The following is a 13,537-nucleotide window of genomic DNA, read 5'->3' on the forward strand; positions in this document are numbered from 1 at the left end:
AACGGCGCTGTTCACGGGCGACCGCAGTCAGCGCCGAGACCTCCACGGAGCATACGAAGTCCGATTGAGAAATCGCTCTAGATCCGCTATCATCGGGCAGAATTCGATCGCATCCGCGAGGGATTGATCGGTACCACTATTACAACGACGGGGGTCGGCCGTGAGCGAGAGCATCGAAAGCGGACAGGTCGAGCACATTGAGCTTGCCGTCGATATCGTAGCCGCGTACGTGTCGAACAACTCGGTGCCTCCGTCCGATCTTCCAGGTTTGATCGGCGGTGTTCATACCGCTTTATCGAGCCTTTCGACTGCGGGGCGCAGCTCGAATGCGCCGGTCGAGAAGATGAGTGCGGCGCAAATCCGCAAATCCGTCACTCACGACCACATCGTCAGTTTCGAGGACGGACGGCCCTACAAGACCCTTCGCCGGCACCTGACGCTGCGCGGGCTGTCGCCCGAGGCCTATCGCGAGAAGTGGGGTTTGCCGCGCGATTACCCGATGACCGCAGCGAGCTACTCGGCGCAACGGTCGGAGCTGGCGAGGGCGCTGGGTCTCGGGCAGCAGCGCCGCAAGGATCGGACGGCGGTGACAGCGAACGAGCCGGCCGCGGCGGCCCCGAAGTCGCGCAGCCGGAAGAAGGCTCCGGCGGAATAGGCGCGCGCCGCGACGCCGGGCGAGTGCTCCAGCCTGGCTGCAACAGCCGTCCCGCCCCTGCAGGCAGGGACGAGGCGTCCCCGGACGGGGGCCGGTGAATCCCGGACGAGGAGCGGCGTGCCGTCACGCGCCTGCCACGTCTCGCCGGAGAGGAGGCCGGCACCCGGGCCGGACCGGCTGCGACCAGGGTCGGGGTGACCCCTTGCGCGCCGCACAACCGTGCGCCGCGTCATCGGGGGTAATCGACACCGTCCCGGGCTGCCATCCTGCGCATGCTGCCGTGCACCATCGCACCGCTCCCTGCGCCGGAGACCTTCGCCGTGCCGCCCCTGCCGATCCTCGCCCTGGCCGTTGCCTCCTTCGGGATCGGCACCACCGAATTCGTCATCATGGGCCTTCTTCCGGAGGTGGCGCAGAGCTTCGGCGTCACCATTCCGCAGGCCGGTTACCTGGTTTCCGGCTACGCCTTGGGCGTGGTGGTCGGCGCCCCGATCGTGGCGATCGCCACCGCGCGGATGCCGCGGAAGAAGGCCCTCCTCGCGCTGATGGCCGTCTTTCTCGTCGGCAACCTCGGTTGCGCGGTGGCGCCGAGCTACGCCCTGCTGATGGCGGCTCGAATCCTGACGGCCTTCGCCCATGGGGCGTTCTTCGGGATTGGCGCCGTCGTGGCGAGCAATTTGGTGCCGCGGGAGAAGCGGACGCAGGCGATCGCGCTGATGTTCGCCGGCCTGACCCTGGCCAACGTCCTCGGCGTTCCCTTCGGCACCGCCCTCGGCCAGATCGCGGGGTGGCGCGCGACGTTCTGGGCCGTGGTGATCATCGGGCTCGCGGCGGCCCTGGCAATCCAGCTCTGCGTCCCCGCCGGGCTGCCGGGAACGCGGGGTCGCCTCGTCAGCGAGTTCCGGGCCCTCGGCCGCTGGCCGGTGCTGCGGCCGATGCTGATCTCGACGCTGTCCTCGGTGAGCTTCTTCACGGTGTTCACCTACATCACGCCATTCCTGACCGGCGTGACCGGGTTCACGCCGCAGGGTGTGACGGGCGTGCTGTTCGCCGCCGGCGTGGGTCTGACCATCGGCAACCTCGCGGGCGGCCAGTTCGCCGACCGCGCGCAGATGGCGACGATCATCGGCAGCTTCCTCGGGATCGTGGCGGCGCTGCTCCTGCTGGCCGCCGTCGCCCACCACCCGGGCATGACGCTGGTGGTTCTCGTCCTGTGGTCGGCCCTGGTCTTCGCGCTGGTCTCGCCGCTCCAGATCTGGGTGGTGGAGGCCGCCAGCGATGCGCCGAACCTCGCCTCCACGCTCAACCAAGGCGCGTTCAACCTCGGCAACGCCGCCGGTGCCTGGATCGGCGGCACGGCCCTGACCCTGGGCGCGGGCTACGGTGAGCTCCCGCTGATCGCGGCCGCGGTGTCGCTCGCGGGGCTCGGGTTGGTGCTGACGGCCGTGGGCCGCAGCGGGCGCGGGATCGTCTCGGTCTCCGCGCCCGGGGCCTGACCGGTCAGTCGGTCCGGACGAGATCACCCAGCAGGCTCGCCGCCACCGTGGCCTTGGAGACCGTGAGGCCAGAGGCGCTGATCGCGTCCACCGCCTCGCGGATGCGGGCGAGCGGCGCGCCGCGGGCCTTCGCCCAGGCCTCCACCGCCCCCGGGCCGGCCCCGAGATCGGCCACGACCTCGGCGGTGAGCTTGCGGTGGGCGGCCGCGATGCCCGCCACCGCGCGCTCCAGGGCGACCCGGTCGAAGGTGTCGGCCACCGGAACCGTGCGGGCCGCGGCGGCGAGGTCGTCGAGGCGGAACGCGTGCTCTAGGGCAAAATGCGTCGCCGCCACCTCCTCCACCGGCCGGCCGCTTGCCTCGGCGACCCGGACGATGTCGGGGGCGGAGACGAGGGCGGTCAGCGAAGCGAGACGCCGGGCCTGCGCCCCCGCCATGCCGAACCCGGCCAGGTCCGCCTCGCGGGCGGCGATCGCGGCACGCGCCTCGTCGCCCAGCACCTTCGGGAGGGCCGCCTCCACCGCGGCGACGCCGTCCCGATAGCGGGCGACCACCGGCGCGAGGCCTCCGCTCAGGTCGAGGTTGCGGATGAACCAGACGATCCGGTTGGTCAGCAGGTCCTGCACCTCCGCGTAGAGGCCGAGCTGGCCCTGCCCGGGGATCCGGCCCGCGAGTCCGTCGATGCTGAGGTTCAGCTCCATCAGCCCGAAGGCGTCGCGGGTCACCGCGTAGGCCTTGGCGATGGTCGCCGCGTCGGCGCCGGTGCCGTCGGTCAGGCGGCTGACCAGGGACGGGCCGCCGCGGTTGACGATGATGTTGGCCAGCGCCGTCGCGATGATCTCGCGGCGAAGGCGGTGCGCCTTCACGGCGTCGGGGAACCGCTCGCGCAGGGCCCTCGGGAAGTAGCGTTGCAGCTCGCGGTCGAAATACGGATCGTTCGGCACGGCGCTGTCGAGGATCGCGTCGTGGAGCGACAGCTTCGCGTAGGCGAGGAGCACGGCAAATTCCGGTCGCGTTAGGCCCTCGTTCCGGCGCATCCGCTCGGTGAGCGCTGCGTCGTCGGGCAGATACTCCACCGCCCGGTCCAGCCGGCCCTGGGCTTCCAGGGCCTGCATGGTCCGCATGGCGAAGCCGGTCTCGCCGAGACCGCCGCGCTGGGCGAGCGACAGCGCGAGCGTCTGCAACGCGTTGTTGCGCAGGACGAGGTGCCCGACCTCGTCGGTCATCGTGGCGAGCAGGGCGTTGCGCGCCTCGTAGCTGAGCCGCCCGTCCCGCTCCGGAATCATCAGGGCGATCTTGATGTTGACCTCGACGTCGGAGGTGTTCACGCCGGCCGAGTTGTCGATCGCGTCGGTGTTGAGCCGCACACCCGCGCGCGCCGCCTCGATGCGCCCGCGCTGCGTCAGGCCGAGATTGGCGCCCTCGCCGACGACTCTCGCGCGCAGCTCCGGCCCGGTGATGCGGACGGCGTCGTTGGCACGGTCGCCGGCATCCTCGTCGGTCTCGGCGGTGGCGCGGACATAGGTGCCGATGCCGCCGAACCACAGCAGGTCGGCGGGCGCCTTCAGGATCGCCTGCATCAGCTCGGTGGGCGTCGCCTCGGGCCGGTCGAAGCCGAGGGCGGCGCGGACCGGCTCCGAGAGCGGCACGGTCTTGAGGCTGCGGGAGAACACCCCACCGCCCGCGGAGATCAGCGATCGGTCGTAGTCGCCCCAGGAGGAGCGACCGAGATCGAACAGCCGCCGCCGCTCCTTGAAGCTCGCGGCCGCGTCGGGATTCGGGTCGAGGAAGATGTCCCGGTGGTCGAAGGCCGCGATCAGCCGGATGCTTTCCGAGAGCAGCATCCCGTTGCCGAACACGTCCCCCGACATGTCGCCGACGCCGACCGTGGTGATCGGATCGCGCTGAACGTCGACGTCGATTTCGAGGAAATGGCGGCGCACCGCCTCCCAGGCGCCACGGGCGGTGATGCCCATACCCTTGTGGTCGTAGCCCTGGCTGCCGCCGGACGCGAAGGCGTCGCCCAGCCAGTGGCCCTTCTCCAGCGAGAGGGCGTTGGCGATGTCGGAGAAGGTGGCGGTGCCCTTGTCGGCGGCGACCACCAGATAGGCGTCGTCGGGATCGTGCCGGACCGTATCGGGCGGGGGCACGATGGCGTTGTCGACGATGTTGTCGGTGAGTTCCAGCAGCGTGCGGATGAAGATCCGGTAGCTCTCGGTGCCCTCCTGCATCCAGGCGGCACGGTCGGAGGCCGGCGGCAGGCGCTTCGGGAAGAATCCGCCCTTGGCGCCCACGGGCACGATCACGGCGTTCTTGACCTGCTGAGCCTTCACGAGGCCCAGGATCTCGGTGCGGAAATCCTCCGGCCGGTCGGACCAGCGCAGGCCGCCACGGGCGACGTAGCCGAAGCGCAGGTGCACGCCCTCGACCCGGGGCGAATAGACGAAGATCTCGAAGAACGGCCGCGGCAGCGGCATCGCTGTGACCTTCGCGCAGCTGAACTTGAAGCTGATCGTCTCCCGGGGCTGCCCGTCCGCGCCGGTTTGGAAGAAGTTCGTCCGCACCGCAGCCTCGACGAGATTGACGAAGCGGCGCAGGATCCGGTCGTCGTCGAGGCTCGTGACGTCCGCGAGCGCCGTCTCGATGCCGCCGCGGATCTCCGCCTCCCGGTCCGACCGATCCGCTGTCGCGGCTGGGTCGAACCGGGCGTGGAACAGCGCGACGATGGCTCGGGCGATTCCCGCATGGCGGCTGAGCGTGCCGGCGAGGTAATCCTGTCCGTAGCGGATGCGGAGCTGCCGCAGGTAGCGCCCGAGCGCACGCAGGAGCGCCGCCTCGCGCCAGGGCAGGGCGGCTTCGAGGATCAGCCGGTTGTAACCGTCCGACTCGGCGGCGCCTTCGGCGATGGCGAGCATCGCGACTTCCAGCGGCCGCTCCAGCGCCGCCAGGTCGACGGCCTCGCCGGTGGCACGCTCGATCAGCATGTCGTGCAGCCAGATCCGGGCCGCCTCGTCGGCGCCCGTGGGCACGATCCGGTAGGTGCGCTCGTTGATGACGCGGAAGCCGAGATTCTCCAGGGCCGGCACCCGGTCGGAGAGGGCGATGGCGGTGCCCCGCGAGAACACCTTCAGGCGAACCTGCGCGGCGGGGTCGCTCGACCGGCGTCCGAGATGCACGGCCCGGGGCTGTGCCTCGCCGAGGCCCTCCAGGATCGCCACGTCGGCGACCGCCGCCTCGGGATGGAAGTTGTCGCGGTAGGCGACCGAGAAAGCCTCGGCGTAGCGCGAGGCCAGCAGGCGCGCTCGATCACCGCCCTGGGCCTCCGCGAGGGCGGCCCGCAGCGCGTCGCCCCAGGTCCGGACCAGGGTGGCGATGCCGGCCTCGAGGGCCGCGGGATCGTGCTCCGGGCTGCCCTGATCGGGCAGGCCGATGATGTAGTGGATTCGGGCGAGCGAGCCCTCCGGATAATCGGGATAGGCGGCGCTGAGCCGGCCGCCATAGGCTTCGGCGAGGTAGCCGCCGATCCGGCCGCGCACGGTTGAATCGTAGCGGTCCTTCGGCACGTAGACGAGGAGCGAGACGAAGCGGCCGAACCGGTCCGGCCGGGACAGCACGCGCACCCGCGGCCGGTCGGCCAGCGCCGCGATCGCCAGGGTGAACCGGAAGAGCCGCTCGCCGTCGATCTGGAACAGCTCGTCGCGCGGGTAGCTCTCCAGCACGGCGAGCAGGCTGCGCCCGGCATGGCTCGTCGGGTCGAGGCCCGCGCGCTGGACCACGGCCTCGACCTTCCGGCGAAGCACCGGCACCTCGCGGGCAGGGCTGGTGTAGGCCGAGGCGGTGAACAGGCCGACGATCCGCACCTCGCCCGACAGCTTGCCGGAGCCGGAGAACAGCTTGACGCCGACATAGTCCAGGTAGGCGGACCGGTGGACCCGCGACTTCACGCTGGCCTTCGTGATGATGAGCGGCTGCGGCTCTTCCAGAAAGGCGAGGATTTCCGGGGTGTAGTCGACGGGCGTGCGGCCGCGGCGCAGGGGCGTTGCGCCCGGATCGCGCAGCACGCCGAGGCTCGAACCCTCGACAAGGGGATGCGCCTCGCCGTCGATACCGTGCTGCTGCATCCCCAGGAGCAGGAACTGGCCGTCCTTCAGCCAGTCGAGGAAGGCCCGCGCCTCGGCGGTCTCTCCCTCCGGAATCGGAGTCGGCGAACGGCCGAGATTCTCGGAGAGGTCGCTCAGCTGTGCCAGCATGGCGTCGTGGTCGGCGCTCGCCAGGGCGACGTCCCGGTAGACCGGCGCGAGGGCGGCGAGCAGCCGCTCCCCGGCCTCGTCGGAGAGGCGGTCGAGGTGAATGTGGATGAAGCTCTCGCGCGCGAGGCTGCCGTGGGCATCCGCGGTGGTCTCTCCGACCACGCGGATCAGCGCGCCCCCGCCATCCCGCTCGACGCCGAGGATCGGGTGGGCGACGAGCTGCGCCGACAGGCCCTGCTCGGCGAGTTCGGCGAGGGTCGAATCCAGCAGGAACGGCCGGTTGTCGTTGACGACTTCGAGGATCGTCATCTCCCGCGCCCGGCCGTCGCGCGCGAGTTCACCCTCGCTCAGGCGCAGCCGTGCCGGATCGCCCGGCCGGCGGGGCTCGGACAGGAACGACCGGGCGCGCCCGGCGAGTTCGGCGAGAGCCCCGGCGCCGTAGGAGGCGAGATCCTCCGGCGTCACGCGTCCGAACAGGTCGCGGACGAAGCCGCCCGGGCCACCCTGTCCAGTGACGATGTCGGCGGCCGCCTCGATCAGCCCGGTCCGGGCCGTCTTCTGCTCCGAGGAGGACAGTGCCGTGGCGGTCTCGAGTGTCATCGCGCGTCTCCCGAACCGGGTCACTCGCCCAAGCGATAGCAGCGTGATCGGCCGTGTCGATGACACTCCCCGCCAGTTTGCCGGTCGACGGGTGTCGATCGGCGCGAACCGTCAGGACCCGCTCCCCACCACCTCGCCGTCGCCTTGCAGGCGCCTTGCCGACGCCGCGAAACGTGCATATACCCGCATCGTGTCCGACGAATCGCACCCCCGGGCTTCCCTGGAGCCCTGCACCTGCTCGGCGCTGCGGCGCGCCACGCGCGCCGTGACCACGGCCTACGACGCGGCCCTGCGTCCGTCGGGCCTGCGGGTGACCCAGTTCGCCATTTTGCGCCTGCTCGACCGCCTGGGTCCGACCCCGGTGACGCGGCTCGCCGCCGAGGCGGCCCTGGAGCGGACCACGATGGGCCGCAACCTCGACCCGCTGGAGCGGCGCGGCCTCGTGCGGATCGCGGCCGGTGCGGTCGATGCCCGCGAGCGCGTGGTGGTCCTGACCGAGGCCGGCCGCGACGCCATCGCGGCGGCGATCCCCTACTGGCGGGACGCCCAGGCCCGCATCAACGCCCGGGTCGCGCCCGGGGCCGTGGCGGCCCTGGCGGATGCCCTGATCTCCGCCTCCTGAATCCGTCGCCCCAGGCCCTCGTACCCCGGAGCCCGTCCATGTCCGCCAGTCTCGAGACGCCCTCAGGGCAGCGCCTGCACTATGCCTGGGTGGTCGTGGCGATCACCTTCGTGGTGCTGCTGGTCGGCGCCGGCGTGCGCGCCACCCCGAGCGTGCTGATCGTGCCGTGGGAGCGGGAGTTCGGCTGGACGGCCGCCACGATCAGCGTGGGGATCGCACTCAACATCTTCCTGTACGGAATGATCGGTCCCTTCGCGGTGGCGATCATCGAGCGGTTCGGCCTGCGGCGCTCGGTCTGCACGGCGCTCCTCATCCTGGCGATCGGCACCGCCGCCACCAGCCTGATGACCGCGCCGTGGCAGATGGTTCTGCTCTGGGGCCTCGTGGTCGGATCGGGCTCCGGCATGGTCGCCAACGTCCTCGGCGCCACCGTGGCGGGGCGGTGGTTCGCCAAGCGCCGCGGCCTCGTGCTCGGCCTGCTCACGGCCAGCAGCGCCACCGGCCAGCTCGTCTTCCTGCCGATGCTGGCCTCGCTCGCGGTCGGGCAGGGGTGGCGCTCGGTCTCCCTGGTGGTCGCGGCCGCCACGTTGGCGCTGATCCCGCTGGCCGCGCTTCTGCTGCGCGACCGGCCGGCGGATCTCGGCCTGCCCCGCTACGGCGAGGACACGGTGACGCCGACGCCGGTCCTGGCCGAGAACCCGGCGGTGCGCGCCCTGCGCGGATTGCGGATCAGCCTGCAATCCCGGGATTTCTGGCTGCTCGCCGGCACGTTCTTCATCTGCGGCGCCTCGACCAACGGCCTCATCGGCACCCACCTGATCCCCGCCTGCATCGACCACGGCATCGCCGAAGTCACGGCGGCGGGCCTGCTGGCTCTGATGGGGATCTGCGACCTGATCGGCACAACCGCCTCGGGGTGGCTCACGGACCGGTTCGATTCGCGCAAGCTCCTGGCCTGGTACTACGGCCTGCGCGGGCTCTCGCTGATCTTCCTGCCCTATTCCTTCGATTACAGCTTCTACGGCCTGTCGCTGTTCGCGGTCTTCTACGGGCTCGACTGGATCGCCACGGTGCCGCCCACCGTCCAGCTCGCGGGCAAGTCCTTCGGCGAGGAGAACGCCGCGCTGATGTTCGGCTGGATCGCGGCCGCGCACCAGATCGGCGCGGCCTCGGCGGCCTGGCTCGCCGGCATGGTCCGGACCGACAGCGGCACCTATCTCGGCGCCTTCGTGTCGGCGGGGCTGCTCTGCCTCGTCGCCGCCCTGATGGCGGTCTTCGTCGGCCGCAAGCCCGCCGAGCCGGTCCTGCGTCCGCTGACGGCCTGAACTGCGCCGCGCGGGCGGGGTTGTCACAAGTGCGCCGCGAAGGACGAGCCCTGATCGGCCGCCTTCCTCGCAATCCGAGAGTCCGCCTTGACCATCGCGATCCGGCCCGTGCCGCCGGTCCAGGACGTTCGCGCCCCGCGCCCCTGGTCGGGACCGGGCTTCGCCGAGTTCGTCGCCATCATCGCGCTCATGATGGCGGTGACGGCGATCTCCATCGACAACCTGCTGCCGGCCTTCCCGGCGATCGAGGCGCGCTTCGCCGTGCCGGATCCCAACCGGCTGCAGCTCCTCGTCTACGTCTACATGATCGGCTTCGGCTTCGCGCAGATCGTCTACGGGCCGGTCTCCGACGCCCTCGGCCGACGGCCGGTGCTGCTCGCCAGCCTCGCCGTCTACGTGGTGGGCTGCGGGCTCGCCATGGTGGCTCCGAGCTTCGGGTGGCTGCTGGCCGCGCGGATCATCCAGGGCATCGGCGCGGCCGGCGGGCGCGTGCTCTCAGTGGCGATCGTGCGCGACCGCTTCGCCGGTCGCGAGATGGCGAGCGTGCTGTCGCTCACCATGATGGTGTTCCTGATCGTCCCGATGATCGCCCCCGCAATCGGCGGCATGATGCTGGCGCTGGGCTCCTGGATCTACGTCTTCGTCTCGATGCTGGTCCTGGCCTTCTGGCTGAGCGTGTGGTTCTCCCTGCGGATGCCGGAGACGCTGCACCCGGAATACCGCCGCCCGCTCTCGCCCGCCGCTACCTGGGAGGCGATCCGCCTGACGCTCCGGACCCGCGTCGCCATCGGGTACACCACGGCCCTGGGCCTGATGACCGGCTGCATCATGGGCTACGTGGGCTCGGCCCAGCAGGTATTCGACACTGGCCTGTACCACCTGGGACCGCTCTTCCCGCCGGCCTTCGGGCTGGTGGCGGGTGCCATGGGGGCCGCGACGCTGATCAACGCCCGCGTCGTCCGGCGGGTCGGGATGCGGGCGATGTCCCACGGCGGGGTCATCGCCTTCACGGTGGTCGCGCTGATGCAAGTCTGCGTCGGGTTCGCCTACCAGGGCCGTCCGCCGCTGGTGCTGTTCCTGGCGCTCCTCGCGCTGAACCAGTTCCTGATGAGCTTCGCGATGCCGAATTTCAACGCGCTGGCGCTGGAGCCCCTCGGCGCCATCGCGGGCACGGCCTCGTCGTTCCTCGGCTTCTACACGACCATCCTCGGCGCCTTCTGCGGCTTCCTGATCGGGCAGGCCTTCGACGGCACCGTTCTGCCGGTGTCGCTCGGCTACGCCAGCCTCGGCGGGCTCGCGCTGCTCGTGGTCGCCTGGACGGAGCGGGGCCGGTTGTTCCGCGGTGGGGTCGGCGGCTGAGGCGTCCCGCTTAACGCGGTCTTCAGCGGAGATCGCCAAGCTCCAGTTGTCATTCCCGCCGACCGGATCCACCCATGATCGCCCGCGCCCAGGACGGAACCCTTTTCGCTGCGCGCATGCTGCTCGCGGCCGCGCTCCTGCCCACCGGGATCGCGCGGGCGCTCAACGTCTCGGGATTCGCCCTGACGCTCGCCGGCAGCGGCATGCCGTTCCCGAACGGCGTCGCCACCGCCGCCGTGGTGGTGCAGGTCTTCGGCCCCCTGGCGTTGATGCTCGGCGTGCTGCCGCGGCTGACCGGCGTGGCGCTCGCCGCCTTCGCGACCGTGACGGCCTTCGTGCTCCACCCGTTCTGGCACTTCGTCGGCCCGGCGGCGGTCGCGGAGCGCACGCTGATGCTGGCCGATCTGGGCTTGGCGGGGGGCTTCCTGATGTACGCCCTGACGGGCCCGGGGGCGTGGAGCTGGCAGGGCTGGCGCAGCGAAGTCCGGGGGTCCGCGCCGAGCGCGAAGCCCGCCGCCGCCAAGACCGCGGCGAAGAGCAACGCCGCACGGGGCGGCGGCAAGCGGCCCGCTGGGCGCGCCCCCGCCCGCGCGGCGGCCTGATCAGCCGTGCCGCGGCTTCATCTCGGCGACCGGCGGCGGCGCGGCGGCGGTCGTCCGGCCGGAGATCTCCGCGCCGGCATCCGGCACCAGCTTCCGGAACCCCAGCACGGACGCCGCCGAGATCATCGCGACGACGAAGAAGGCCGGCCCGAAATCACCGGCCTCGATCTGCGCGCGCCCGTGCCACGCGGCCGTTCCCTCCAGCGCCAGCGCGCCCAGCGTGACGCCGAGGCTCAGCGACAGCTGCTGGCAGACGCTGGCGAAGCTCGTCGCCGCGCTCATCTCGCGGGATTCGAGATCGGCGTACGCGATGGCGTTGACGCAGGTGAACTGGATCGAGCGCGAGCAGCCGCCGGCGAACAGCAGGGCCACCATGATCCAGTGCGAGGTCTGCGCGGTGTAGAACCCGTTGACCGCCAGGAAGACCGACGCGACCAGCGCGTTCCAGACCATCAGGGTCCGGAAGCCCGTGCGGCGCAGGATCCTCGGCGCCAGGGTCTTCACGAACATCGCGCCGGCCGCCGCCGCGAAGGTGATCAGACCGGAATGCAGGGCGTCGAGGCCGAAGCCGACCTGCAGCATCAGTGGCAGCAGGAACGGGATCGCGCCGGTACCGATGCGGAACAGGCTGCCGCCGATCACCGCGACCCGGAAGGTCGGCCGCTGCATCAGGTCGAGCCGCACGATCGGTTGGGCGGCCCGCCTGGCATGCGCCCAATACAGCGGCAGCAGCACCGCGCCGGCGCCGAGGCAGCCCCACGAGACGGCCGCCGGCAGCAGGTGGCGGCCCAGGGATGCCAGACCGAGCATCAGCGCGGCAAGTCCGGTACCGAGGATCACGAAGCCGGCGAGGTCGAGGGGCGGGCGCTCAGGCTCGCGCACGTCCTCGAAGTACAGGCTCGCCAGGACGATCCCAGCGCAGCCGATCGGCAGGTTGATGAAGAAGATCCACCGCCAGTCGAACCACGTGGTGATCAGGCCGCCGACCGGTGGCCCCAGCACCGGGCCGACGAGGGCCGGGAAGGTCAGGTAGGCCAGAGCGGTCACGAGCTGCGATTTCGGCACGCTGCGCAGCACGACGAGACGACCCACCGGCACCATCATGGCGCCGCCCATCCCCTGGAGGAACCGCGCGGCGACGAACCACGCGAGGCCGTTCGCGGCCGCGCAGGCGAGGGAGCCGGCCATGAACACCACGAGGGCGACCCGAAACACGGTCCGCGACCCGTAGCGGTCGGCCATCCAGCCGCTCACTGGGATGAAGATCGCGAGGCTGACCAGGTAGGAGGTCAGGGCGAGCTTCAGGGCGATCGGATCTTCGTTCAGGCTCGCCGCGATGCTCGGCAGCGCCGTGGCGATCACCGTCGAGTCGGTGTTCTCCATGAACAGCGCGGTGGCGACCGTCAGGGGGACGATCCAGATCGGTCTTTGGGTGGCGGCGGGCATCAGACAGCAGACGCGTGTCGCGCCGCGACGGTTGCACGGCCGAGCGGCCACCTCGCACCCTCGTGTTTCGCGATTGTATCCCTCCTGCAACAGACGTTGCGTGCCTGACGAGGCCCACCTTTTTTGCGGGTGCTCCAATGGCTACGTTTCCGTCACGCGGCCGTGAGTCCGCTCCAGCCGGCCCGGGGCCGGGCCCAAGAGGAAATGATGCAGTCCAGCCCCAGCAAGGTCCGCTCCCTGCCGCGGATCGCCGCCGGCGTCGCGCTCCTCTCGATGGTGGCCGCTTGCGGCACCGTCCTGCTGAACGACCGCGGTTCCCTGACGCGCTACGATCGCCTGAAATCCAGCGACCAGGTCGCCTCGGCGTCGCGGATCTACGTCGACCAGCCGGCTCTGGCCAAGGCTCGCACGGTGCGCATCATCCCGACGGCCTTCCACGGCGACGTAGCCGGGGCGGCACCGCTGACGCCGGCGGAGCGGCGCCTCATCGCCAACGCCGCCGACCGGGCGCTCTGCTACGACCTGTCGCTGAAGTATGACATCGTGACGAGCCGCGACGCGGACCTGACCGTGCGCGCGCAGGTCACCCGCGTCGATCCCACGGACCTCCTCGGCGCCGGCGCGACCATCGCGGGCTCGGCCGGGGTGACCGTGGCGTCGCAGCTGGGCCTGAGCTTCGCCGAAGGCGTCGGCCGCGTGCCGATCCCGCGGGTGCCGATCGGCCTGGGCAGCCTCACGGTGGAGGCCGAGGCGCTGGACCGGCGGCGCGAGCAGCGGGCCGCGATGGTCTGGGGTGGTGCGGCAAACTCCTTCACCAGTCAGCCGCGCTTCTCCCGCGCCAGCGACGCCTACGATCTCGCGGGCGAGTTCGGACAGGATTTCGGCTACATGCTGGCCACCGGCGAGGACCCGTTCACGGCTCCCAACACGCTCCCGACCTGGGACCGCATCCGCATCACCACCCTGGGTGAGGCGCCCCTGGACCCGGATTGCGAGGCGTTCGGCCGCGCCCCCGGCATCGACGGCATCCTGGGCGACTATATCGGCCTGCCGCCCGAATACACCGACAAGGGGCCTGCCGTGCCGGCGTTGCGCTAGGGCACGCCACGCCGCGCGGCCCGCGAGCGCCGATCCGTCCGGTCGATCGCTGAAGCCCAGCCAGAACGGTCGCGGCACCTTCCGG

9 protein-coding genes are annotated in these 13,537 nt (G+C 71.2%); 7 read left to right on the forward strand and 2 right to left on the reverse strand.

All coding sequences use genetic code 11. The annotated features are described in order from the left end of the window. The first annotated feature begins 160 nt into the window (after window positions 1-160). Together MKK82_RS18725 and MKK82_RS18730 are read left to right on the forward strand one after the other, a co-directional pair. Window positions 161-655, forward strand: coding sequence for a MucR family transcriptional regulator (locus tag MKK82_RS18725; protein ID WP_238286388.1), 495 nt, complete (start codon window positions 161-163; stop codon window positions 653-655). Window positions 656-975: 320 nt separating this feature from the next. Then, window positions 976-2,151 carry an MFS transporter gene (locus MKK82_RS18730; RefSeq protein ID WP_238286586.1) on the forward strand — a complete coding sequence of 392 codons (1,176 nt, stop codon included), beginning with the start codon at window positions 976-978 and terminating at the stop codon, window positions 2,149-2,151. A 4-nt stretch (window positions 2,152-2,155) separates the two neighbouring features. Here MKK82_RS18730 and MKK82_RS18735 read toward each other — a convergent pair whose 3' ends face one another. Continuing rightward, complete coding sequence (locus MKK82_RS18735) at window positions 2,156-7,000, reverse strand: NAD-glutamate dehydrogenase (protein ID WP_238286389.1); 4,845 nt, start codon at window positions 6,998-7,000, stop codon at window positions 2,156-2,158. Between the two features lie 190 nt (window positions 7,001-7,190). On the opposite strand from MKK82_RS18735, the gene MKK82_RS18740 reads away from it, so the two are divergent. The 4 genes from MKK82_RS18740 to MKK82_RS18755 all read left to right on the forward strand — a co-directional run bounded on the left by MKK82_RS18740 (window position 7,191) and on the right by MKK82_RS18755 (window position 10,908). Further along, window positions 7,191-7,622 carry a MarR family winged helix-turn-helix transcriptional regulator gene (locus tag MKK82_RS18740; protein ID WP_238286390.1) on the forward strand — a complete coding sequence of 144 codons (432 nt, stop codon included), beginning with the start codon at window positions 7,191-7,193 and terminating at the stop codon, window positions 7,620-7,622. 38 nt (window positions 7,623-7,660) lie between these two features. Then, window positions 7,661-8,947, forward strand: coding sequence for an MFS transporter (locus MKK82_RS18745; RefSeq protein WP_243986450.1), 1,287 nt, complete (start codon window positions 7,661-7,663; stop codon window positions 8,945-8,947). A 192-nt stretch (window positions 8,948-9,139) separates the two neighbouring features. After that, window positions 9,140-10,306, forward strand: coding sequence for a multidrug effflux MFS transporter (locus MKK82_RS18750; RefSeq protein WP_243986504.1), 1,167 nt, complete (start codon window positions 9,140-9,142; stop codon window positions 10,304-10,306). A gap of 74 nt (window positions 10,307-10,380) precedes the next feature. Continuing rightward, window positions 10,381-10,908 (forward strand): DoxX family protein, encoded by a 528-nt coding sequence (locus MKK82_RS18755; protein WP_238286394.1) that lies wholly within the window; start codon window positions 10,381-10,383, stop codon window positions 10,906-10,908. Here MKK82_RS18755 and MKK82_RS18760 read toward each other — a convergent pair whose 3' ends face one another. Further along, window positions 10,909-12,354, reverse strand: a complete 1,446-nt coding sequence (locus MKK82_RS18760; protein ID WP_238286396.1) for an MFS transporter — start codon at window positions 12,352-12,354, stop codon at window positions 10,909-10,911. It abuts the gene before it with no gap. 207 nt (window positions 12,355-12,561) lie between these two features. Between MKK82_RS18760 and MKK82_RS18765 the strand changes: the two genes are divergently transcribed. Next, the gene (locus tag MKK82_RS18765; protein ID WP_243986451.1) at window positions 12,562-13,452 is read left to right on the forward strand and encodes a DUF3313 domain-containing protein; all 891 of its coding nucleotides are present in this window, start codon (window positions 12,562-12,564) and stop codon (window positions 13,450-13,452) included. The last annotated feature ends 85 nt before the right edge of the window (window positions 13,453-13,537 follow it).

This window comes from Methylobacterium sp. E-046, from assembly GCF_022829625.1.
In the GTDB taxonomy this organism is placed as follows: Bacteria; Pseudomonadota; Alphaproteobacteria; order Rhizobiales; family Beijerinckiaceae; genus Methylobacterium; species Methylobacterium longum.